The 22,397-nt window shown below is 55.2% G+C and carries 19 protein-coding genes; 7 read left to right on the top strand and 12 right to left on the bottom strand.

Annotated elements, in window-relative coordinates:
- Nucleotides 1–10: 10 nt before the first annotated feature.
- The 5 genes from pdeR to AC6I8R_RS10655 form a co-directional block, all read right to left on the bottom strand.
- Nucleotides 11–1,996 carry a cyclic di-GMP phosphodiesterase gene (gene pdeR / locus AC6I8R_RS10675; protein ID WP_021183108.1) on the bottom strand — a complete coding sequence of 662 codons (1,986 nt, stop codon included), beginning with the start codon at nucleotides 1,994–1,996 and terminating at the stop codon, nucleotides 11–13.
- A 156-nt stretch (nucleotides 1,997–2,152) separates the two neighbouring features.
- Nucleotides 2,153–2,437, bottom strand: coding sequence for a YbdD/YjiX family protein (locus tag AC6I8R_RS10670; RefSeq protein ID WP_497832242.1), 285 nt, complete (start codon nucleotides 2,435–2,437; stop codon nucleotides 2,153–2,155).
- On the bottom strand, nucleotides 2,430–4,496 hold the full coding sequence (locus AC6I8R_RS10665; protein ID WP_497832241.1) for a carbon starvation CstA family protein: 2,067 nt from the start codon (nucleotides 4,494–4,496) through the stop codon (nucleotides 2,430–2,432). Before AC6I8R_RS10665 ends, AC6I8R_RS10670 begins: the two co-directional genes overlap by 8 nt.
- Nucleotides 4,497–4,762: 266 nt before the next feature.
- Nucleotides 4,763–6,697, bottom strand: a complete 1,935-nt coding sequence (locus AC6I8R_RS10660) for an exoribonuclease II (protein ID WP_497832240.1) — start codon at nucleotides 6,695–6,697, stop codon at nucleotides 4,763–4,765.
- Nucleotides 6,698–6,822: 125 nt separating this feature from the next.
- The gene (locus AC6I8R_RS10655) at nucleotides 6,823–9,129 is read right to left on the bottom strand and encodes an FdhF/YdeP family oxidoreductase (protein ID WP_497832239.1); all 2,307 of its coding nucleotides are present in this window, start codon (nucleotides 9,127–9,129) and stop codon (nucleotides 6,823–6,825) included.
- A 248-nt stretch (nucleotides 9,130–9,377) separates the two neighbouring features.
- On the opposite strand from AC6I8R_RS10655, the gene AC6I8R_RS10650 reads away from it, so the two are divergent.
- The 3 genes from AC6I8R_RS10650 to AC6I8R_RS10640 all read left to right on the top strand — a co-directional run bounded on the left by AC6I8R_RS10650 (nucleotide 9,378) and on the right by AC6I8R_RS10640 (nucleotide 12,670).
- Nucleotides 9,378–10,967, top strand: coding sequence for a PTS transporter subunit EIIC (locus tag AC6I8R_RS10650; protein WP_415174464.1), 1,590 nt, complete (start codon nucleotides 9,378–9,380; stop codon nucleotides 10,965–10,967).
- Between the two features lie 70 nt (nucleotides 10,968–11,037).
- Entirely contained in the window at nucleotides 11,038–11,757 is a 720-nt protein-coding gene (locus AC6I8R_RS10645) for a YoaK family protein (protein WP_036625134.1), read from the top strand.
- Nucleotides 11,758–11,773: 16 nt separating this feature from the next.
- On the top strand, nucleotides 11,774–12,670 hold the full coding sequence (locus tag AC6I8R_RS10640; protein ID WP_021183116.1) for a LysR family transcriptional regulator: 897 nt from the start codon (nucleotides 11,774–11,776) through the stop codon (nucleotides 12,668–12,670).
- Here AC6I8R_RS10640 and AC6I8R_RS10635 read toward each other — a convergent pair.
- From AC6I8R_RS10635 to sapA, 7 genes are all read right to left on the bottom strand, one after another.
- A complete protein-coding gene (locus tag AC6I8R_RS10635; protein ID WP_497832238.1) occupies nucleotides 12,667–13,779 on the bottom strand; it encodes a CMD domain-containing protein in 1,113 nt (370 codons plus the stop codon). The genes AC6I8R_RS10640 and AC6I8R_RS10635 overlap by 4 nt on opposite strands.
- A 219-nt stretch (nucleotides 13,780–13,998) precedes the next feature.
- Nucleotides 13,999–14,787 (bottom strand): enoyl-ACP reductase FabI, encoded by a 789-nt coding sequence (gene fabI, locus AC6I8R_RS10630; RefSeq protein ID WP_021183118.1) that lies wholly within the window; start codon nucleotides 14,785–14,787, stop codon nucleotides 13,999–14,001.
- A gap of 141 nt (nucleotides 14,788–14,928) precedes the next feature.
- A complete protein-coding gene (sapF, locus tag AC6I8R_RS10625; RefSeq protein ID WP_021183119.1) occupies nucleotides 14,929–15,732 on the bottom strand; it encodes a putrescine export ABC transporter ATP-binding protein SapF in 804 nt (267 codons plus the stop codon).
- A 2-nt stretch (nucleotides 15,733–15,734) separates the two neighbouring features.
- Nucleotides 15,735–16,730 (bottom strand): putrescine export ABC transporter ATP-binding protein SapD, encoded by a 996-nt coding sequence (gene sapD, locus AC6I8R_RS10620; RefSeq protein ID WP_021183120.1) that lies wholly within the window; start codon nucleotides 16,728–16,730, stop codon nucleotides 15,735–15,737.
- Nucleotides 16,730–17,620, bottom strand: a complete 891-nt coding sequence (gene sapC / locus AC6I8R_RS10615) for a putrescine export ABC transporter permease SapC (RefSeq protein WP_497832237.1) — start codon at nucleotides 17,618–17,620, stop codon at nucleotides 16,730–16,732. Before sapC ends, sapD begins: the two co-directional genes overlap by 1 nt.
- A complete protein-coding gene (sapB, locus tag AC6I8R_RS10610; RefSeq protein ID WP_021183122.1) occupies nucleotides 17,607–18,572 on the bottom strand; it encodes a putrescine export ABC transporter permease SapB in 966 nt (321 codons plus the stop codon). Before sapB ends, sapC begins: the two co-directional genes overlap by 14 nt.
- A 2-nt stretch (nucleotides 18,573–18,574) precedes the next feature.
- A complete protein-coding gene (sapA, locus tag AC6I8R_RS10605; protein WP_021183123.1) occupies nucleotides 18,575–20,197 on the bottom strand; it encodes an ABC transporter substrate-binding protein SapA in 1,623 nt (540 codons plus the stop codon).
- A gap of 501 nt (nucleotides 20,198–20,698) precedes the next feature.
- Between sapA and AC6I8R_RS10600 the strand changes: the two genes are divergently transcribed.
- The 4 genes from AC6I8R_RS10600 (at nucleotide 20,699) to AC6I8R_RS10585 (ending at nucleotide 22,379) form a co-directional block, all read left to right on the top strand.
- A complete protein-coding gene (locus AC6I8R_RS10600; RefSeq protein WP_415173686.1) occupies nucleotides 20,699–20,998 on the top strand; it encodes a hypothetical protein in 300 nt (99 codons plus the stop codon).
- 7 nt (nucleotides 20,999–21,005) lie between these two features.
- Nucleotides 21,006–21,251, top strand: coding sequence for a hypothetical protein (locus tag AC6I8R_RS10595; RefSeq protein WP_497832236.1), 246 nt, complete (start codon nucleotides 21,006–21,008; stop codon nucleotides 21,249–21,251).
- A 355-nt stretch (nucleotides 21,252–21,606) separates the two neighbouring features.
- Complete coding sequence (locus AC6I8R_RS10590) at nucleotides 21,607–22,062, top strand: STM2901 family protein (protein ID WP_497832235.1); 456 nt, start codon at nucleotides 21,607–21,609, stop codon at nucleotides 22,060–22,062.
- Nucleotides 22,059–22,379, top strand: a complete 321-nt coding sequence (locus tag AC6I8R_RS10585) for a DUF1493 family protein (protein ID WP_415173689.1) — start codon at nucleotides 22,059–22,061, stop codon at nucleotides 22,377–22,379. The genes AC6I8R_RS10590 and AC6I8R_RS10585 overlap by 4 nt, the downstream gene beginning before the upstream one ends.
- Nucleotides 22,380–22,397: the final 18 nt, after the last annotated feature.

Here is a 22,397-nt window from a genome sequence, read left to right as displayed (position 1 = left end):
CAGTTCAGCGTTAAACGCGGGCAGGATGCTTAGCCAGCCAATGCCCGAGCTGGTCTGCGGGCATTGGTTTTGCGTAAAAATAACCCTGACGCCCATCGACGCCGTTAGCCATCACAAATTTTTCTTCGGCTTTGGTTTCAATACCCTCGGCAATCACCTGCAACTCCAGGGCTTTGGCCACAGCCATAATGGCACGCACCAGTGACTGTGCCACCGGTTGCTTATTGATATTACGAATAAAACTCTGGTCCAGCTTGATGGCGTCAATCGGTACTCGCGCCAACTGTGACAGGGAAGAGTAACCGGTCCCGAAATCGTCAAGATGCACCTGTGCCCCCAGCTCCTGAAACTGTTTCATCAGTTTCAGTGCATCGGCTTCGTTCTCGATCAGGCAGCTTTCAGTCAGTTCGATATCAATCGGGCAATCCTTGATGCCACTCTCAATCAGGGCCTGCTTCAGATCGCTATAGATACTCTGATCAATCAACTGCTTGGCTGAAACATTCACTGCCACCCGCAACCAGATCCCTTCTTTGCGCCACGCAATCACCTGCTGCAACACATTCAGCATCACCCAGCGCCCCAGTGGCACAATCAGGCCGGATTCTTCCGCATAAGCAATAAAATCACCTGGTGGCACCAGGCCACGCTCCGGCGAATTCCAGCGTACCAGCGCTTCGGCACTGCGCACCTCGCCATCACGGTCGATTTTCGGTTGGTAATACACCACCAGGTGATCCTGGTCCAGGGCTTTACGCAGATTGGTATCCAGCCACAGATACTCAAACACGCGCTGATTCATCTCGCTGGCAAACACGCAAAACTTGCCGCGGCCATTTTCTTTGGCGTGATACATGGCGGTATCGGCATTGCGGATCAGGCTTTCACGGTCTTCGCCATGCAAGGGGGCAAGGGCGATGCCGAGCGAGCAGCCGCTGTAAACCTCAATCAGTCCGATGCGAAAAGGCTGACGCAGCCGTTCGAGGATCCGCGAAGCCATCGCTTCCAGCGCCGCCTGGCTGGTATTTTCTGCCAGTACCACAAACTCGTCACCGCCGAGGCGTGCCAGGGTCTGATCTTTGCCGAGGCAGCTAAGGATCGCCAGCGAAACCGCCTGAAGTAACTGGTCACCGAACATGTGCCCGTAGGCGTCATTCACCTTCTTGAAATTGTCTAAGTCGAGATACACCACGCCGGTTTGCGTGCCTTTCGCCGTTTCAAGTGCCAGACTAATTTGCTGATGGATGGCATTGCGATTGGGTAACCCGGTCACCGTATCGGTGTTGGCTAGTACGCGCAGACGCTCCTGGGCTCGGCGCTCCTCGGTAATATCCGTTCCTGAACAGATGAGGAAAATTTCATTTTTTCCGCTGCCGCTGTGAACGAACTTATTACGAAACAGAAACAGTCGCTGACCTTTCTTGGTTTTGATCCAGCGTTCCACTTCGTAAGAGTTGCCGTCGCGAAAAAATCCGGCGATGTTGCGGCGGGAGGCCTGGGCTTCCTGTTTGGTCATGAATAGCTGGAACACATTACGGCCAATCACTTCGTGTTCTTTCAGGCCAGTGTATTCTTCACTTAACCGATTAAAACGTTGAATGTTACCTCGCTGGTCGAGGATAACGATCACCGAGTTGGCCTCGGAAACCACTTGCTCAGCAAACGACAGGCCCAGCGTCAAATCGCGTGCGACAGAAGAGGTGTCTCCCCAGGCTGATGCGGTGCCTGCCCACGTCGCCTGGTTCACTTTACGACCGACAAAATGCATCGGCACCGGTACGCCATGCAGCGACAGCGTCAGGTTGATGCTGGAGGTAATCACGGTCATGGCGCGCAACAAACTCGCCTGTGCCGGGGTTAGCGGAACGGCCAGATTGGTATGAGCATTTTCCTCTTCGGCAAAATGTAAAGCATCGCTGTCCGCAGTCAGACGCCAATGAGGGCTGGTGGTGCCAAACAAGGTGTATAGCAACGTTTGCCCTTGTTCATCGGTCATGGAAACTTCCTCCAGGGAGTTCTCAGCAGGCGGTATCTCATTATTTTAGCAACAGTATTCATCCTCTTGCGTAAGCACAAGATGCAATCCAAATATATTTTTGTTTAGATAAATGAATGGCACGAAAAAGCCCCAAAAATTTGGGGCTAAACAGGATTAACACGGGCACTTACCCAATTTTCCTGGCTGGCTGGGAAAGCGGGCGTCGAGGCAGTAACGATAAAATTCGCGTTCACTCATCGGGGGCTGTCCGGGATGATGCAGACGCATATGCTGTAGATAATTTTGATAATCGTGTACGCCGACCATTAAGCGAAAGCTCTGCTGCAAGCCACGCCAGATTTTTTGCCAGCGGGTGCGCGGCGGCTCGCCCAGCGGCAGACACTGATTTATCTGCCAGCGCCCGGCCGGTTTACGCCAGGCTAAAATCGCCTCAGACATTACGCACCTCCTTACGCAGCGACACCGGTGCCTCATGCACGGTCGGCACGTCACTGCGCAGCGCCCGGCGAATGACAAAGAAAGCCGCGATCAACATGGTGACGGCCACCAGCATGAAGAAACCGCACAGCAGGGCGTTAATCTGGTTGCTGAACACGATGGTTTGCATATCAGCGACGGTTTTCGCGGGTGCGATAATCACGCCCTCATCCAGACCTTTGCGGAACTTATTCGCCTGGGCAAGGAAACCAATCGACGGTTTTTCATGGAAAATCTTTTGCCATCCGGCGGTCATTGAGGTGATAAACAACCAGGCAGTTGGCAGAATCGTCACCCACGCGTAACGCTGTTTCTTCATCTTAAACAGCACCACGGTGCCGAGAATCAGCGCCATCGACGCCAGCATCTGGTTACCAATACCGAACAATGGCCACAAGGTGTTGATGCCGCCGAGGGGATCGACCACGCCCTGATAGACAAAGAAACCCCAACCCGCAACAGCCACGGTGGTTCCCGCCATATTGCCGAGCCATGAACGGTTATTGGCAAGTGAAGGCACCACGGTGCCGACCAAATCCTGCACCATAAAACGGCAGGCACGCGTACCGGCGTCCACGGCGGTAAGGATAAACAAGGCTTCAAACAGAATGGCGAAGTGATACCAGAACGCCATCATGGCGCGGCTGTTGAACACCTCAGTAATGATATGTGCCATTCCTACGGCGAAGGTTGGCGCACCACCCGCACGGGACAGGATGGTCTTCTCACCCACTTCAGAAGCGATGGTGGTCAGCATTTCCGGTGTGACGACAAAACCCCAGCCATTAATCACCTGCGACGCGTTTTCCACGGTGGTGCCAATCAGTGCCGCCGGGGCGTTCATGGCAAAGTAGACGCCCGGATCCAGCACCGACGCGCAAATCAGCGCCATGATGGCGACAAAGGATTCCATCAGCATCGCGCCATAGCCAATAAAACGAATATGGCTTTCACGTTCCACCAGTTTCGGCGTGGTGCCGCTGGAGACTAACGCATGGAAACCAGAAATCGCGCCACAGGCGATGGTGATAAACAGGAACGGGAACAGCGCCCCGGAAAACACCGGGCCGCTACCATCGATAAATTTAGTCACCGCAGGCATTTTCAGTTCTGGCATGGCAAACAAAATGCCGATCGCCAGACCAACAATCACGCCAATTTTCAGGAAGGTAGAGAGATAGTCACGCGGTGCCAGCAGCAGCCATACCGGCAGCGATGAGGCAACAAAACCATAAATCACCAGCACCCAGGTGAGTTCCGTGCCTTTCAGGGTGAAGAACGGTCCCCAGAAGGGATGTTGTGCGATATCACCGCCAAAAATAATCGCCGCCATCATCAGTACAAAACCAATAATCGATACCTCAGCGATTTTTCCCGGACGCAGAAAGCGCATATACACGCCCATAAACAGCGCAATCGGGATAGTCGCGGCGATGGTGAACAACCCCCAGGGGCTGTTCGCCAGCGCTTTGACCACCACCAACGCCAGGGCCGAAAGAATAATGATCATCACCCCGAGTGCGCCAAGCATGGTGATCACCCCGGCAAAACTGCCGAGTTCCTGGCGCGCCATTTCACCCAGCGAACGCCCATCGCGGCGGGTGGAGATAAACAGCACGAGGAAATCCTGTACTGCGCCAGCCAGCATTACACCGACCAGAATCCAGATGGTGCCTGGCAGGAAACCCATTTGTGCCGCGAGGATCGGGCCGACCAGCGGGCCAGCACCGGCAATGGCGGCAAAGTGGTGGCCGAACAGCACCCACTTGTTGGTAGGCACGTAATCCAGACCATCGTTAAAGCGCTCCGCTGGCGTACGGCGGCGATCGTCCAGTTCGAAAATACGGCGGGCAATAAACAGGCTGTAAAAGCGATAAGCGATGCTGTAGCACGCCACGGCGGCAATCACCAGCCAGACGGCATTGACGTGTTCACCACGGCTTAGCGCCAGCATGGCGAACGACGCCGCACCAATTAACGCCACCGCTAACCAGATCAATCCGGTTTTGACGTTGTTCATGAGTTAACTCCTTGTAGGGACCGGGAAAAATAAACGATCGAATACAACAAGTTAAAAATAATGTAATGGAATGTAAGCGACAGCGAATCGATGAAGAAGTGTGAAGCGAGGAGCAAATTTAACAATTACTTAAAAGCAGGAATTACGTAGCGGCGCGATTGATCGCGCAATTCCGTTGGCGTTTCCAGAAAAAATGCGCGATAAATCGCGCCGCTACGGTTAGTGCAATCTGCGGGATAACGTTGTTATCCCGCAGGTTTTCATACTCAGGCAGCGGGACGCGCCACGACGCTACGCGTTTCCATACGCACTTCGGCGATGGTCACGTCGATCACATCGGTGACGCGATAAACGACTTCACCTTTGATCTGTACGGTGCCGTTTTCCTGGGAACACACCAGCTCATCACGCACCGCGTGGATGAACGGGGCAGGGATAAAGGCTACCGCGCCATTCTCCAGCAGACGCACACGCATGCCACCACGGGAAACGTCGATGATTTCTGCACTGAACTTGCGATCGCCACCGGCAAACGGCGCGAGGAAACGTGCGTACAACCAGTCACCGACATCGCGCTCGGCCATGCGGTTCAGGCGGCGACGTTCGCTCATGGTCACGGTCACATCATCCTGCGGGCGATTGATCGCTTCACCGCGAATAATGGCTTTCAGCAGGCGATGGTTAATCATATCGCCGAACTTACGGATGGGTGAGGTCCAGGTGGCGTAAGCCTCAAGACCAAGGCCAAAGTGTGGGCCTGGCTCGGTGCTGATCTCAGCAAAGGCCTGGAAACGACGGATACGGCTGTCGAGATACTGGGTCGGCTGGGCATCCAGCTCACGGCGCAGATGACGGAAACCGTCCAGCGTAGTGATGGCCTGCGCATCAACGGTAATACCGTGTCCGGCCAACACGCCTGCTGCCTGTTCGGCGTTGGCGAGGTCGAAACCGGTATGCACGTTATAGATACCGAAGCCCAGCTTCTGTTGCAGCACGCGGGCGGCACAGACGTTCGCGAGGATCATCGCTTCTTCTACGATACGGTTCGCGATGCGGCGAGGCTCGGCAATGATATCCAGCACTTCACCTTTTTCACCCAGGACAAAGCGGTAATCCGGACGGTCTTTGAACACCAGGGCGTGAGTTTGACGCCAGTCGCCGCGCGCCAGACACAGACGGTGCAGCAGACGAATCTGTTGGGCAATGGCATCACTGGCGGGCTGCCAGCTACCGTTGTTTTCCAGCCAGTCTGATACTTCGTCATAGACCAGCTTGGCTTTGGATTCGATCCAGGCGGCAAAGAAATGGATATCGTCGGCGAGGCTACCGTCTTTCAACACGGTAACGCGGCACGCCAGCGCCGGACGGCGTACATTCGGGCGCAGCGAGCAAACGTCATCAGACAGTTCACGCGGCAGCATCGGGATGTTGAAGCCCGGCAGATAGTTAGTGAAGGCGCGTTTCGCGGCCAGTTTGTCCAGCGCGCTGCCTTCCGGCACATAAGCGGTAGGATCGGCAATGGCGATAGTCAGCAGCAGGTTACCTTCGGCAGTCTCTTCTGCGTACAGCGCATCGTCCATATCTTCGGTGCTGGCGCTGTCGATGGTGACGAAATCGAGCGCGGTCAGGTCTTCACGCGTCAGATGCTCATCAATCATCTCACCAAAACCGACTTCCGGCGCTTCACGCTCCAGGTTGTGGCGCGACAGCGTGACCCACCACGGTGCCAGATGGTCATCCGCAGTGGTAATAAATTCGGTCAGTTCGGCATAAAAGCCACGATCGCCTTTCAGAGGATGGCGACGCATTTCAGCCACGGCCCAGTCACCGGCCTGGAAATCTTGGGTCACGCCACGGGCAGCACGGCACTGGATAGCATCTTTCAGCAGCGGATGATCCGGCACGATAGACAGGCGATCATCTTTCTTCTGTACGCGGCCGACAAAACGCGTCAGGAATGGCTCAACCAGGCTTTCCGGCTCGGCACTTTCGCGATCTTTATCGGTGTGGATCACAGCAACGATGCGGTCGCCGTGCATCACTTTCTTCATTTGTGGCGGTGGAATGAAGTAGCTTTTCTGAGCATCAACCTCCAGAAAGCCAAAACCTTTTTCCGTGCCTTTCACCACGCCTTCGGCGCGCGGCGTCTGCGCGTGGAGCTTCTCTTTCAGCTGCGCGAGCAGCGGGTTATCCTGGAACATAATTTATTTAGTTTCGTGGCCTAAGAGCGGCTGACAGTTTTACGCGAATCATGCCCGCGCGGCAAGGCCAAAACAGGGTAAAAAGCCGCTTAACGCGGCTTTTTTACCTTCTGATAACCTTCAGATCAGGCAATACGTTGGGTGGGTACGGCGGCAGTTAACGCCAGTTTGACCGGCACCGATTTTGAGGTCGGTGTGCCGCTGCCGTCACCGTAGCTGGAAAGCGGGACAAGTGGGTTGGTTTCCGGGTAATACGCCGCCAGGTTGCCACGCGGAATATTGTAGGGCACCAATTTAAAACCGCTGACGCGACGGGTCAAACCGTCGTTCCACAGGGTTTCGATATCCACCAGTTGGCCTTCAGTGAAGCCCAGTGCCTGCATATCATCCGGGTGAATAAACACCACTTCACGCTGGCCGTAGACACCACGATAACGGTCATCGAGGCCGTAAATGGTGGTGTTGTACTGGTCATGTGAACGCAAGGTTTGCAGCGTAAACGGCACTTCCACATCGCCCAACTGCGGGAACAACGAGCTGGGCAGGGCGGCATTGCTGAACTCCGCCTTCTGCGACGGGGTGTTGAAACGCAATTCGGCGGCAGCGTTACCGAGGTAGAAACCACCCGGGAGGTCGCATTTGGTGTTGAAGTCGGCAAAGCCAGGGATGGTGGCGGCAATATGATCGCGGATCAGATTGTAATCCCCGGCCAGCGCCAGCCAGTCCACTTTATCGCTGCCGAGAGTGGCATGAGCGATACCGGCGACAATCGCGGTTTCAGAACGTTGGGTATCCGCCAGCGGAATGCCTACGCCCTCAGAAGCGTGCACCATGCTGAAGGAGTCTTCCACGGTGATAAACTGGTTACCGGTTGCCTGACGATCGCGCTCGGTGCGGCCCAGCGTCGGCAGAATCAAGCCTTCATGGCCCGGCACCAGATGGCTGCGGTTGAGCTTGGTGCTGATATGCACCGTCAGACCACAACGTTGCAGCGCTTCTTCCGTCAGCGGCGAGTCCGGTGCGGCGGCTGCCAGGTTACCACCCAGCGCGATTAACACCTTCACTTCATCACGCAGCATGGCGTTCAGCGCCTCAACGGTGTTGTGGCCGTGCTCACGCGGTGGTTCAAAATCAAAATGCTGACCTAACGCATCGAGGAAGGGTTTACTCGGCTTCTCGTCAATGCCCATGGTACGGTTGCCCTGCACGTTACTGTGGCCACGAACCGGACACAGGCCCGCGCCTTTTTTGCCGAGCTGACCAAACAGCAGTTGCAGGTTAACAATTTCACGCACCGTATCCACCGAATGCTTGTGCTGGGTGATGCCCATCGCCCAGGTACAGATCACCCGGTCAGCACTTTGGTAAATGGCGGCGGCTTCGCGGATCTGCGCTTCGCTCAGACCGGACTGACGCACAATATCTTCCCAGCGGGTGTTATCCACCGCTGCCAGGTAAGCTTCCACGCCCTGCGTGGCGGCATTGATAAAGGTTTCGTCAAACAGACCTTTTTCCCCGGCGGCAAGCAGCGCGCGATGGGTTTCCAGCAGCGTTTTCACCATGCCGCGAATCGCAGCCATATCACCGCCGAGATTCGGCTGGTAATAGGCGGAGCTGATGGTGCCGGCCATCGAGGTCACCACTTCCAGCGGTTTTTGTGGATCGGCAAAACGCTCCAGACCACGCTCACGCAGGGTATTAAAGGTGACGATGCGTGCGCCGTGGTCGGCGGCATGGCGCAGGCTGTGCAGCATACGCGGGTGGTTAGTCCCCGGATTCTGACCGAAGACGAAAATCGCATCTGCATGATCAAAATCGTCGAGACGAATGGTGCCTTTACCCACGCCGATACTGCGTTTCAGGCCGGAGCCACTGGCTTCGTGGCACATGTTGGAGCAGTCGGGGAAGTTGTTGGTACCCATCAGGCGACCAAACAATTGATACAGCCAGGACGCTTCGTTACTGGCGCGACCGGAGGTATACAGCTCCATCTGGTCGGGGTTGTCCATCGCCAGTAAATGGCTGGCAACCAGCGCGAAAGCGTCGTCCCAGCTGATTGGCTCATAATGGTCGGTTTCGCGGTTGTAACGTAACGGGTGGGTCAGACGGCCCTGATATTCGAGGAAATAATCACTTTGTTGATACAGCGTGCTGACGCTGTGCTGGGCAAAGAACGCCGGCTCAACCACACGGCGGGTTGCTTCCCAGGTGACCGCTTTGGCACCGTTCTCACAGAAACTAAAAGTACTTTTGTTGTCATCGCCCCACGCGCAGCCGGGGCAATCAAAGCCGCGCGCTTTATTCATGCGCAACAGGTTACGCATGTTTTTCAGGGCAGCTTTACTGTCAAGGACAAAACGGGTGGTCGCTTCCAAAGAGCCCCATCCACCAGCAGCAGCGCGGTAGGGCTGAATTTTACGTTTAAATTTCATAGTAGATGCAGGCTTATTGTTTAGGAGTTGTTATCAGGATATGACGACTGTTGGCAAGAAGTTTGCGACTGACAGCAAAAGTTGTCTAATTGATTGACTTAATGGTGCGATAGGTGGCGTTTATCGCGCAAAACGGACAGAAGCGTGAGCCAGTTCAAACTTTGGCGGATCGCCGACGCGGTGTGGTTACGTGCGATGTCGATAACTGGCTAATAATTGTACTTTCAATTATTGCAAGGAACTGAACCATGAAGCCTTTGGCCAGCCAAATTCACGCTTTCGGTAAAGCCTTGATGATGCCCATCTCGGTGATTGCCGCTGCCGGGATCTTCCTTGGACTTGCCGCCGCCATGCAGAATCCGGCGATCACCGGTGACGCCTTCGTGCAGATGCAGGTGCCGCAGTTGATCATTGGTTTTATCCGTAAAGTGGCGGGCGCGTTGTTCGCCAACCTCCCGGTGTTCTTTGCTGTTGCCAGTGCGATTGGACTGGCAAAAGCAGAGAAGCCCACCGCCGCCTTTGCCGCCGTGATTGGCTATATCGCCATGAATGTCGGCATCAGCACCACGCTGGCTGCCAAAGGGCTGACAGCCGCCACCACCACGCCGCAGGCGCTGCAACAGGCGGGGATGGATCAGACCACCGCGATGATGACCTCAGCGGAATATATCGAGATGCTGGGCATCTTCACCTACAACATGAGCGTGCTGGGAGGGGTGATTGCGGGGCTTACCACCGTGGCGCTGCACAACCGTTTCTATACTCAGCAACTCCCCACCGCCATTAGCTTTTTTGGCGGGCGACGCTTTGTACCGATTGTCACCATCGTGGTGTTGCCGTTGATCGGGGTGTTGCTGGCGTTGATTTGGCCGACCATCGGTGCCGCCATCGCCTGGGTGGGGCAGATGATTGGGAAAAGCGGCCAGTACGGTGCGTTTTTACTGGGCGCTTGCGAACGCTTACTGATCCCGACCGGATTGCACCATATCCTCAATGAAACCGTCCGTTTCACCCCAATTGGCGGCATGGCGACGGTAGACGGGCAAACCATTGTCGGTGCGCTAAACATTTTCAACACCTCGCTGACGAATCCCGGCGCGATCCCGGATGCTACCGTGCGTACCGCGACGCAGTTTCTGGCGCAGGGCAAAATTCCGGTGATGATGTTTGGTTTGCCTGCGGCGGCGTTGGCGATCTACCACACCGCCCGCCCGGAGCATAAGCAGCGCGTCAAAGCGCTGATGCTGGCCGGTGCGCTGACCTCCTTTACCACCGGCATCACCGAACCGTTGGAGTTCTGTTTTATCTTCGTCTCGCCGGTGCTGTATATCCTGCACGCGCTGCTGATGGGGTTGTCGTTTATGTTGATGTCGATGCTGCACCTGATGATCGGAAACGTGCAGGGTGGTGCCATCGATTTGGTGGTGTTCGGCATTCTCGGCGGCAGCAAAACCCATTGGTGGTGGACGCTGGTGTTGGGGGTGATTTACGTACCGATTTACTACTACGGATTCCGCTTTGTCATCACCCGTATGGGGGTGGAAACACCGGGACGTGAATCTGACGATGAACACAAACCTGTACAGGTGGCAGCCGATGAACGAACCCGGGTCATCATCAGCGGGTTGGGTGGTGAAGCCAATATCGAGGACGTCGATTGCTGCTTTACCCGGTTGCGCGTGCGCGTCAAACAGATGAATGAAGTGGTGGACCAGACACTGATGACCACTGGTGCCAATGGTGTTAACCGAGTCAGCGAGCATGACGTGCAGGTGATTTACGGTCCCCAGGTGGAAAAGATTGCCAACGAGGTGAAAAGTGCGTTGGGTGTCGCCTGACCGGAAAGCGCTTGAGAATATTCAGCGCTGGCAGGATGATAGCCAAATTGATGGTAGTCAGGGATATACCATGCTGTTAAGCACTGAAAGTTCCAGAACTTACAATACCGACCGCCGCCTCGCTTGTACCCTGGCGGCGGTGGCCGGGGCACTGAACACCGCGGCGTTTGAAACCGTGGGTTTTTTCTCCGCCAATATGACCGGCAACGTCTCGCTGTTGTCGGATCACCTGGCAAAAGTTGATCTCCACATCGGCCTGTTTTTCCTGGTGATTATCCTGCTGTTTATCGCCGGTTCCTCCGTCTCGACCCTGATTATCAATGCCGGGCGGCGGCGTGAAATTCGTGGCATCTATGCCATTAATATCTTTATTGAGGGCATTGCCTTGCTGGTGCTCGGCGTGCTGGAGAGTTGGTTTCCCAATAACGATTCTGGCGTGCAACTGATCTTCAGCCTGAGTTTTTTGTTGGGATTGCAGAATGCGGTGGTGACGCGGATTTCCAACGCGCGCGTCAGAACCACCCACGTTTCCGGCACCTCTACCGACATCGGTATCGAGTTGGCGATGCTGCTGGATGTGCTGCGGCGCAAAGAATCCCCCAAGGATGCCCCGTTATACATTGAACGGCTGAAGCTGCATCTGTTCACAGTGTTGGCGTTCCTCGGTGGCGGCGTAGTGGGTATCGTGCTGTTAAAAGCCATTAGCTTTAAATTGTTATTAATGATTGGCCTGATGTTGACGATGATGTCACTGACCGCCCTGCATCGCGCCCGCCAGGTGGCACGATAATCCTTGTGAAAAAAGTATGGACATCAAACAGTTAATCTATCTTTGCAATCTTGAGCGCGAGCGCCATTTTGGCCGCGCGGCGGAGGCGAGCTTTGTCAGCCAGCCCACGCTGTCGATGCGCCTGAAAAACCTCGAGCGCGAGCTGGGGTTATCGCTGATCAATCGCAGCAACAATTTTGATGGCTTCACCCCGGAAGGGGAACGGGTGCTGGCGTGGGCGCGCGAGATAGTTTCCGTCTATCAGGGACTGAAGCTGGAAGTGGAATCGCTAAAACACGGCGTGAATGGCACCCTGCGTCTCGGCGTGATGCCGCAGTGCAGCGTGGCGTTACCGGCGTTGTTGAAGGCGGTGGAAGCCCGCTATCCGCAGCTTGACTACCGGGTGTCAGCCATGAGCGCCGATCAACTGCTGGATGCGCTCAACAGCCATACCGTTGATGGCGGGATTGGTTTTTTTGAACTCAATGCCCTGCGCGAGCTGCATTTCCAGACCGCGCTGCTGAAGGACAGTGGTGTGGAGGCGGTGTTCAACCCGGACTTTTTTCCGGCGTTGCTGGAACATCAGACGCTGGATCTGCCGCTGCTTGCCAGTCAGCCTTTATGTCTCGCGGAGCCAACTCGCTATTTCCGACGTTATCTCGACAGCCAGTTGCGAGCGCGGGAGTTGCTGCCACGGGTGATCGTCGAAAGCGCGTCAATTATGCAGCTATTGCAAAGCGCACAGGTTGGATTGGGGGTGATGGTGTCACCGTGCGGGCATCTGTTGCCGGAAATGCTGCAAAACCTGCAACGCCGCCCGATTGATATCGCCCCAATGGGACGACAGGCGGCGTTGGTGATTGCTGAGCCGGGCAGGGCGACGCCGCTGGCTCAGCACTTCTTCGACGAGGCACGCGGGCATTTGCCCGATTAACGCGTCTCGCCCAGTGCCATCGACAGGCGGTCCTGCCAGTTTGCCACTGCCACCGCCTGAAGCAGGGTAAATATTCGCTCTGCGCTCCAGCCCGCGTTCAACAGCGGTTGCAGATGGGCAGCACTGAACCTTTCAGGTAAACGGGTCAGCTGGGCGCTCACCGTCACCAGTGGATTGTCACCGGCAACCTCCCTGAGCAGCGTCTGTCGTGCGCTACCCGCGAAGCGGTCGAACTGGCGCTGGCAGCCGAGGATGCGTGCGCTCACCGCCTGCACCAACGCTTCATCTTGCGCAAAATGATCGTTGAGTCGCTGCTGTAACGTTGCCCAGCCATACAGCGCTTGGGCGTCATGCACCAGCAGCCAAACCGCGTCTTCCAGACCTTCCATCCCCTGACAAAAGGTGATGGCTGCCAGTTGTTCTGCGCTGGCGTAACGCAGTTCTACCGGTTTTAACGCATGCTGCCAGACCGGGGACGGTTGAAACAGCGCCGCATCGGCATCGGGTGGCGGTGATACGCCAGGGATCCAACGCACCGGCAGGCCCATGATCGCCTGCAAGGCGGCCACCACGCGCGCCTGATAGCTGACAAACCCCACCAACTGATTCAGGGTGACAATATCCGGTCCGGTCAGTCCAACGGCGTCCAGTGCGCTGATGCTGTTGGCGGTAATCAACGCAGGTTGCATCGCCAGTTGGCGTGCATATTGGGTGATTTGCGTCAGCCGGTTATTGCTTTCACGCGATGAATCAGGGCCGGGCAGCGGATTCAAACGTGCCGCATAATGATTGCACAACCGTTGCACCCCGGCGACCTGCGCCACGGTCAGCGCGGTGCTGAGGCGATCGTACAACGTCAGCGTATGGGTCAGGCTGGGGGTTAATGAATCGGGAAACAGGATTTGGCTCAGATCGCGCGCTGCCAGCAGCGCCGGCTGAAAACGCAGCAACAGCGGCTGTAACGCACTGGCTTCTTGCTGCAAACCCAGCAGAAAACGATCGTCGAGATAAGCAGCCTCGGGCACCAGCGGCGCGGCGGCGCTATGCTGCGGGCGCGTCTGGCTTTCGTAAAACCACTGGTCATGGCCTGGAGAACGCCGTTGTTCCATGGTCATTCCTTTTGCAAAAAACGGACTCGGTGTCGGTCGCCACAATCTGAAAATTCTGGGCGCACCAAAGGGCTAGCTTATCGTCGCCGAAGGGCGGTCCGGGGCAAAAGAATGATCGGTGATAATTAATAGCAAGAATGTATAAGGGGGGCGTGTAGCGGCGCGATTTATCGCGCGGATTTAAAAAGAAAAGGGCGAGCCAAGCTCGCCCTCAGGAACTTATTTCAGTTCCAGCTCGTTCATCGCGGCAATGCTGAAGCCGCCATCAACGTGTACCACTTCACCGGTGATACCACCGGCCAGGTCGGAGCAAAGGAAAGCCGCAGAGTTACCCACGTCTTCGATAGTCACGGTACGACGAATCGGGGTAACCGCTTCGCAGTGTGCCAGCATCTTACGGAAGTCTTTGATGCCTGAAGCAGCCAGAGTACGGATCGGGCCAGCAGACACGGCGTTAACACGCACGCCTTCCGGACCCATCGCGTTCGCCATGTAACGAACGTTTGCTTCCAGAGACGCTTTCGCCAGACCCATCACGTTGTAGTTCGGGATAGCGCGCTCTGCACCCAGGTAAGACAGGGTCAGCAGTGCTGAATTCGGGTTCAGCATCGCACGGCACTCTTTGGCCATCGCGACGAAGCTGTAGGCGCTGATGTCGTGAGCGATTTTGAAGCCTTCACGGGTAACGGCGTTGACATAGTCACCATCCAGCTGGTCGCCAGGGGCGAAACCGATGGAGTGAACGAAACCGTCAAATTTCGGCCAGGTTTTTGCCAGTTCGGTGAACAGCGCAGTGATGCTCTCGTCTTCTGCCACATCGCACGGCAGAACAATGTCTGAACCCAATTCTTTAGCAAACTCTTCCACACGACCTTTCAGTTTGTCGTTCTGGTAGGTGAAAGCCAGTTCTGCGCCCTGTTTGTGCATCGCCTGCGCAATACCGTAGGCGATGGAAAGTTTACTGGCAACGCCAGTAATCAGAATGCGCTTACCGGAAAGAAAACCCATAGCTGTAATCCTTATGGTCATTGTTGTTGGCGGTCGCAATGATTAAAAAGTGTGCGACCGACGTTAATCGACGTGCGGATTCTAGCACGTCTCTGTCAAATGCGGTAAATCGCACCGCGTTTTCCGCGATGCAGCGAACAATCAACGTTCACGCCGCCAGGCTTCGGCGGTGAGTGCTTCACCAAAATGGCTGGCAATTAACCGTTTGGTCAGCTCATGCAGCGGCGAGGCCAGTACATCGGCGGTGCCACCACGTTCCACCACCTCGCCCTGATGCATCACCAGCACCTGATCGCTGATGTGCTTCATCATGCCGATATGTTGCGTGACATAAATATAGGAGATGCCGTGCTTTTCCTGAAGTTCCAGCATTAAATTGACCAACTGCGAGCGCATGGTCATATCCAGCGACGCCAGTGCTTCATCGGCGATAATCACCTTTGGTTGCAGGATCAGCGCACGCGCCAGTGCCAGGCGTTGCTTTTGCCCGGGAGCCAGCATATGCGGGTAATATCCGGCATGATCGCGCAACAAACCGACCTGGCGCAGCGTGGCGATAATGCGCTTCTCGCGCTCTTCATCGTCCAGCTCGGTGTTTAACCGTAAGGGGAAGTCCAGGATCTGACTGACGCGCTGGCGTGGATTGAGTGAGGTCGACGGGTCCTGAAAAATCATGCGGATGCGCTGGCTGCGATAACCGTAGTCACCATACTCCAGCGGATGATCGTCAATCAGGATCTGTCCTTCAGTCGGCGCGACCATGCCACTTAACATCTTCGCCAGCGTAGATTTGCCGGAGCCGTTCTCACCAATAATCGCCAGCGTCTGTTTATCCCGCAGGGTAAAACTGACATCTTTCACCGCTTCCACATGCTGACGGCGGAATAACCCGGTGCGATAACGGAAGGTTTTGCTCAGGTTGCGCACTTCAAGCAGCGTTTCCATGCTTACTGGCCCTCCATATTCAGCGGGAAGTGGCAGGCGTAGAGATGCGCTTTGTTTCCGTTGAGGCGCGGTGTCTCAATGCATTTGCGTTGTGCATAGGGACAGCGCGGCCCGAGACGGCAGCCAATTGGCAGATGCTCCAGCGAGGGAATCGCCCCGGTCAGGGTATTCAGACGGCTTTTATGTGGCAGTGCGCTACCGAAGTCGGGCATCGCGCGGATCAGCGCCTGAGTGTAGGGGTGATGGGGCGTTCCCATCAGGTCTTCACTCTGCGCGGTCTCTACCGTCTGGCCGCAATACATCACGTTGATGCGATCGGCCCACTGGCTCATGGTGCGTAAGTCATGGCTGATCAGCAAAATGGTGGTGTTGTTGTTCTGGTTGAGGCGGCTTAACAGGCGGAAGATCTGGGCCTGGGTGGTGGGCTCCATCGCGTTAGTCGGCTCATCGGCGATCAGCAGACGTGGCTGATTCGCCAGCGCGATGGCGATCATCACCTTCTGACACTCCCCCTCGGTCAGCTCATAGGGGAAACTGCGCATAATGTCTTTATGATCCTTAATCCCGACGCGGTGCAGCAGCTCGATGGCGCGCGCTTTGCGCCAGAACCACAGCCGTTGATACCAGTGACCTTTAAAGGTCCAACGTGGGATGGCCTGCATCAACTGGCGACCAATACTTTCTGAGGGATCAAGACAGGATTGCGGCTCCTGGAAAATCATCGACACGTTATGGCCGACGATGCGACGGCGCTCGCGCGGCGAAAGGCGCAGTAAATCGATATCATCGAAACGCATACGGTCGGCGGTGACGCGCCAGTTGTCTTTGGTGACGCCACAGATGGCTTTCGCTACCAGACTTTTGCCGGAGCCGGATTCCCCCACCAGGCCGCGCACTTCGCCTTCGGTCAGGGTGAGGTTGATACGGTCTACGGCTTTTACTGGCCCTTCGGCGGTCATAAATTCGATGGTCAGATTGCGGATATCAAGTAACGGCATTATTCAGCTCCCGCTTCTACGGCGCGACGGATGCCATCGCCCAGCAGGTTAACAATCAACACACTCACCATCAGTGCCGCGCCGGGCAGCATCACGGTCCAGGGCGCAACGTAAATCAGTTCCAGCGAGTCACCCAGCATCGCGCCCCATTCGGGCGAAGGCAGCTGTGCGCCAAGATCGAGAAAGCCGAGGGCCGCGATATCGAGGATCGCCATCGACAGGGCGCGGGTAAATTCCCCGACCAACAGCGGCAGCACATTCGGCAGCACCGCGCTCCACAAAATATTCAGATTGCGCGCACCATCAAGGCGCAACGCCACCACATACTCTTTTTCCATCTCGTCATGTACGGCGGTGTAGATTTCGCGCACCAGTCGCGGGATCAGCGCCAGCCATACCGCCAGCATTGCATGTTCGAGGCGCGGGCCAAGAAACGCCACCACAATGATCGCCAGCAGCAGCGACGGAATCGACAGCAGGGTATCCAGTACGTGATTCATCACCGCTGAACGCAAACCGTGGGTAATGCCCGCCAGCACGCCGAGTAACAGGGCGCAGAAGCTGGCCAGCAATGTCACCAGAATGGCGGATCCCACGGTGGGCGCGACACCGCTCAGCAGACGGCTCAATACATCGCGGCCCAGATCGTCAGTGCCGAGAAAGAACGACACATCGCCATAGCGGGACCACGAGGGCGGTAGCAACTGGTAGCCCAGGAACTGCTGGTCGATGCCATAAGGGGCCAGCAAACCGCCAAACAGGCACAAAAACAGCAACGCGCCGAAGCCGTAAAGACCAATCATTGCGCTGGTGTCGTGGTAAAAACGCTGCCAGCTAAGGCGGAAGGTGCCGGGCTGCCGTTTTTCGGCGTAGATATTATCGTAGGGCATACCATTCCTTATGTTTCAATGGATTAAGTGCGGCACCGACAATGTCAGATAACACATTAACCACAATCACCAGGCTACCCACCACCATCACGCCAGCGGAAATCGCTGCATAATCCTGCTGGCGAATGGCGTTGATCAACCAACGGCCCAGCCCCGGCCAGTTGAATACCACTTCAGTAATCATCGCCAGCGTCAACATGGTGGAGAACTGCAAACCCAGACGTGGGATCACCGGCGGCAACGCATTATGCAGCACATGGCGACGGATAATGGTAAAGCGTGACAACCCCCGCGTGGCCGCTGCTTTGACATAGTTCTTGTCCATCACTTCACTGGTACTGCCGCGCAGCAGGCGAATCACTTCGGTAGTGGGTGCCACCGCCAGTACGATCACCGGCAAAATCATATGGGTCAGCGCGCTCATCAACATTTCATGACGCCACGGTGAATGGCTTATCCAGGCGTCAATCAGCGCAAAACCGGTGACGTTCTGCACCGGGTAGAGCAAATCAAAACGCCCTGATACCGGCAGCCAGCCGAGGGTTAATGAGAAGAACAGGGTAAACAGCAGCGCCAGCCAGAACACCGGCATAGAGAAGCCAAGCAGTGCCAGCGCGCTGATGGCCTTGTCCTGCCACTTATTACGCATCACCCCGGCGCAGATCCCCAGCGGAATACCGACCAGCAGGGCCAACATAAACGCCAGAATGCACAGTTCAAGGGTGGCAGGAAAAACCTCGCGCAACTGGAGATCAATCAATTGGCCGTTGGTGCTGGAAACACCAAAATCGAGCTGCAACAAACCCTTAAACCAGAACCACCAGGCATCAAACAACGACGCACCTTCCAACGGGGCATTCGGGGTGAAGTAACTGAGGCTGAAGCTGACCAGCGACAGCAAAAACAGCGTAATGATCAGTAGCAGCAGACGACGCAAGATATAGATGATCATGATTATTCCTCGCTGCGTTCGTCACGATAAACGCCTGCGAATGAGGCGTTGCCAAATGGACTCAGTACCAGACCTTTAATATCGTGGCGATACGCCTGCAATCGCAGCGATGACGCCAGTGGCAACACCGGCAACTCTCGCGCCAGGATCTGCTGTGCTTCATCATAACTCTCAATGCGAGCCGACAACTGTTGTGACAGCAGGGCGCGTTGCAACACTTCATCAAATGCTGGCGAGCACCAGTGTGCGTAGTTGGTTTGCGAACGAATCGCCGCACAGCTCAACAGCGGGCGGAAGAAGCTATCGGGATCGTTGCTGTCGGTGGCCCAGCCGGTCAGGGTGATATCGTGGTTCATCGCCATCAGTTGCGCTTCCTGAAAACGCCCCTCAACCGGCACGATGGTGACGCGTACCCCCACCTGTGACAAATCGGCCTGTAACAGTTCAGCAGTTTTTAGCGGGCTGGGATTCCACGCCTGCGATGCTGTCGGCACCACCAGCCGCAGATGGAGATTCTCCACCCCCAGCGCTTTCAATTGTTCCCGCGCTTTGGCCGGATTGTATTCGGTCACCCGCGCATCATTATCATATGCCCAGGACGCGCGCGGCAGAATCGAGGCCGCCGTTTCCGCGGTGCCGTAATAAATCGACTCCATCAGGCGTTCATTATTGATTGCCAGCGCCAGCGCGTGGCGGACTTCGGGGCGATCCAGCGGCGGTTTACGGGTATTAAATGCCAGATAGGCGATATTCATCCCCGGACGCAACGTCATGCGCAGGCGGGGATCGTCACGCAGAATGCTGAGCTGACTGGCAGCAGGATAGGCCAGCACATCACACTCGCCGGTCAGCAATTTTGATAAGCGACCGGTCCCGCCGACACCGAGGTCAATGACCACCTGCTGTAAACGCGGCACGCCTTTCCAGTAGTGGGGATTGCGCGCCAGGCGCAGGTATTGTCCGGTACGGTATTCGCTAAGCTGGAACGGGCCAGTGCCAACCGGTTCCCGATCCAGTCGCTCCTGCTGGCCTTTAGCAGTCAGCTTGTCAGCGTACTCTTTGGAGAGCACCGGTGCGTAATGGGTGGCGATATGCCACAGGAATGATGCATCCGGGCTGTTCAGGCGAATTTCGACGGTATCGTTGTCGAGTTTTTTCACGCTCTGCACCGAGTCAGCGAATTGCAGGCTATCGAAATAGGGATAGCTGCCACCGTTGACGTTATGCCAGGGGTGCTGGCGATCGAACATGCGGGCAAAGCTGAACACCACATCGTCGGCATTCATATTGCGGGTAGGGGTGAACCAATTGGTGTGCTGGAAGGGCACATCTTTGCGCAGATGGAAACGGTAAGTCGCGCCGTTATCCCGCACCTCCCAGCTCTGCGCGAGGTCAGGCACCAGGCGATAGGTGTAAGGATCGACATCCAGCAGACGGTCGTAAAGCTGCGCGGCGAGGGTATCGACCACCAGACCGCTACTCGCCATTTGCGGATTGAAGGTATTTACCGTGCCGTTAACGCAATAAACAAAGCCGCTTTGACGAATGTCGTTCGCAGGTGCAGCCCAGACAGACGCACTCAATACGCTGAGACCGAGCAGCAGCGTGGGGATTAATTTTGGCATAGAACTCAACGATTCTGAGGCAATAGCGAGAGTGTATCGCAAACGCCGGGTACTCCCCAAATTAAGGCGAATTGTGCTGTCTTTTTCGCCATCCCGACGGCGGGGTAATCACACCGTTAGTGTGGAAATGAGAAAAATTCTCAATTAGGGCTTTACAGATGATAATAAGAATGATTATTATTCTTCTGCGCTTCGACGGTGGCTCTACCGAAGAAGAGCACGACATTGCTCACATTGCTTCCAGTATTAAGTTGCCCGCTTCTGCGGGCTTTTTTTTTCTTCATATTTTGCACTGTAGCGGCGTTGGCTGCGGTTGCTCACCCCGGTCACATACTCCGGTATGCTTCCGGGGATTCGCGCCCTTGCCGCCTTGCTACAGCACAAAATATTTCGAAAAAACCTGTTTACAACAACGTAGCGGCGCGATTTATCGCACACCTTTCCAAAACAGCGCGATAAATCGCGCTGCTACGAGTGGGATATGACGGCAACGGGTTCGGCATGGACCTGGACAGCGGCGATCTGCTTCTGTACTCGGGGAATGTCCAGGCGGTGGCGGGGACCACGTATGTCTCAGTGTATATCAACGGCGAACAGCGCTTCATTCCCTACTATGAGCACACCTGCTCAATGCGTATGCCCCGATATACCTACGCTGACCTGCCATCACCGGCGACACATGTTTATACGATGGTGCTGTGCACTGATACCGTCCTGCATCCGGCGATGCAGCCGCTCTTTTCCAACGGTTTAAACTGGTATCCCACCTCAGACCCGACCGCGAGCTGGGCACCCTCATGAGGTATGTATGGCAGTCACTGAAAAACTGATCCTGTTTACGGATGACGATTATGGCGATATCGGAGAAGCCGACAGCACCGGATATTACGATGTGACATTCACGTTTGTGTGCGTGGAGGAGCTGTCGAATGCGCAGGCGGTGTGCCGGTTCACGATGGAGGTGAACGGTGTGCTGCTAAATAAGCTGTACCGGCTGGGTGTGGCGTATTTGTTCTGGTTGATGGTTTACTTCACGCTCAAAGCCGGTTTCTGACCGGCTTTTTTATGTCTGAAAAATCAGAGATGTTTCAGCATTACGTACAGATGCCACATAACAATTCCCCAGAATGAAAAGCAAAACAGGATCATCGCGGTAAACACATTTGCTCTTAAGTTTTTCATTATCTGCTCCCCCGGAAGCGCTCATATCTATTCGGAAAAAATTAGGGGGCAGACTCTAAATCCCTCTGGTTAAACATTGACCAAACGAGGTGGGGAGAAAGAGATGGCAAAGATGATTTCAGCAGGTGATTTGATCCAGGGCAGAATTTTAGTGTGTTTTGCGATAGCTGGACTGCCTGAAAATAGAGCACTATCATAAGTCGATCTTAACTAAAGGGAGTTTGGTGATGGATACAACGGAACAGCTTAACGGAACTTACTTTTACAAGGGACTGGATAATCTGACGGCTCAGGAGCTTTTATTCTGGGTGTTCGTTGAAGAAACGGAACAGCAATTGGGTGTTCAAGATATCATCGGGGTTGCCTCTATCATATTAGGAAGCAACATCATAGCTGTACCAGGTAAACCGAAAACAGCAACGCCCGGGACTTCGCCAGCCTCTCTATTTTTTCGAAAACATCTTAGTTTCAACTTCAAAACCCGCGTGTTGCCAACGCTAACCAAAAAATCATTTTCGCTCAGAGGGATCAGGTTCTTTTGGGTAAAAAATCTCGGTGCATTTGTTGGAAGGGCGGTGCCGGTACTTGGATGGGTAATTCTCGCCCGTGATGTATCACTGATCTCTTTTAGAACGATGAACCATTACAATGCGATTGCGCGACCTGAGGACAAAATCTGGTGATTCAGTTTAGCGATGAAACAGTAAGGGAGTTTGTGAAAAAAGAACTCCCGCTGGTAACAACAATTCTTCTTCGCAAGGTCGAAATGGAGGATGATTCACCTTTACAGGAGCTGTATGAACCTGAAGACGTGGATGAGATGCTCGCCGAATATTTTGAACACTTTCATGTTGATCAGGCCGGTTTTGAGTTTGAGCATTACTTCCCCTGGAAAACGAAATCATTTTTCTCAAGGAATCCCGTAAACCTTGATAAAAAGCCACTAACCATACGGATGCTAATTGAATCAGCAAACGCTGGCCGTTGGCTTTATGACTAGTCAGAGGTAACGACAAGT

This window comes from Pantoea sp. X-Soil-OKNW-713 (genome assembly GCF_059730685.1).
The sequence above is the reverse complement of the archived record's forward strand: the minus strand, read 5'-3'. Positions and strand labels throughout refer to the sequence as shown.

What these genes read in the sequence shown, in the direction of transcription:
- pdeR (WP_021183108.1), bottom strand. Translation starts at nt 1,996, where the DNA reads ATGACCGATGAACAAGGGCAAACGTTGCTATACACCTTGTTTGGCACC.
- AC6I8R_RS10670 (WP_497832242.1), bottom strand. Translation starts at nt 2,437, where the DNA reads ATGTCTGAGGCGATTTTAGCCTGGCGTAAACCGGCCGGGCGCTGGCAG.
- AC6I8R_RS10665 (WP_497832241.1), bottom strand. Translation starts at nt 4,496, where the DNA reads ATGAACAACGTCAAAACCGGATTGATCTGGTTAGCGGTGGCGTTAATT.
- AC6I8R_RS10660 (WP_497832240.1), bottom strand. Translation starts at nt 6,697, where the DNA reads ATGTTCCAGGATAACCCGCTGCTCGCGCAGCTGAAAGAGAAGCTCCAC.
- AC6I8R_RS10655 (WP_497832239.1), bottom strand. Translation starts at nt 9,129, where the DNA reads ATGAAATTTAAACGTAAAATTCAGCCCTACCGCGCTGCTGCTGGTGGA.
- AC6I8R_RS10650 (WP_415174464.1), top strand. Translation starts at nt 9,378, where the DNA reads ATGAAGCCTTTGGCCAGCCAAATTCACGCTTTCGGTAAAGCCTTGATG.
- AC6I8R_RS10645 (WP_036625134.1), top strand. Translation starts at nt 11,038, where the DNA reads ATGCTGTTAAGCACTGAAAGTTCCAGAACTTACAATACCGACCGCCGC.
- AC6I8R_RS10640 (WP_021183116.1), top strand. Translation starts at nt 11,774, where the DNA reads ATGGACATCAAACAGTTAATCTATCTTTGCAATCTTGAGCGCGAGCGC.
- AC6I8R_RS10635 (WP_497832238.1), bottom strand. Translation starts at nt 13,779, where the DNA reads ATGGAACAACGGCGTTCTCCAGGCCATGACCAGTGGTTTTACGAAAGC.
- fabI (WP_021183118.1), bottom strand. Translation starts at nt 14,787, where the DNA reads ATGGGTTTTCTTTCCGGTAAGCGCATTCTGATTACTGGCGTTGCCAGT.
- sapF (WP_021183119.1), bottom strand. Translation starts at nt 15,732, where the DNA reads ATGGAAACGCTGCTTGAAGTGCGCAACCTGAGCAAAACCTTCCGTTAT.
- sapD (WP_021183120.1), bottom strand. Translation starts at nt 16,730, where the DNA reads ATGCCGTTACTTGATATCCGCAATCTGACCATCGAATTTATGACCGCC.
- sapC (WP_497832237.1), bottom strand. Translation starts at nt 17,620, where the DNA reads ATGCCCTACGATAATATCTACGCCGAAAAACGGCAGCCCGGCACCTTC.
- sapB (WP_021183122.1), bottom strand. Translation starts at nt 18,572, where the DNA reads ATGATCATCTATATCTTGCGTCGTCTGCTGCTACTGATCATTACGCTG.
- sapA (WP_021183123.1), bottom strand. Translation starts at nt 20,197, where the DNA reads ATGCCAAAATTAATCCCCACGCTGCTGCTCGGTCTCAGCGTATTGAGT.
- AC6I8R_RS10600 (WP_415173686.1), top strand. Translation starts at nt 20,699, where the DNA reads ATGGACCTGGACAGCGGCGATCTGCTTCTGTACTCGGGGAATGTCCAG.
- AC6I8R_RS10595 (WP_497832236.1), top strand. Translation starts at nt 21,006, where the DNA reads ATGGCAGTCACTGAAAAACTGATCCTGTTTACGGATGACGATTATGGC.
- AC6I8R_RS10590 (WP_497832235.1), top strand. Translation starts at nt 21,607, where the DNA reads ATGGATACAACGGAACAGCTTAACGGAACTTACTTTTACAAGGGACTG.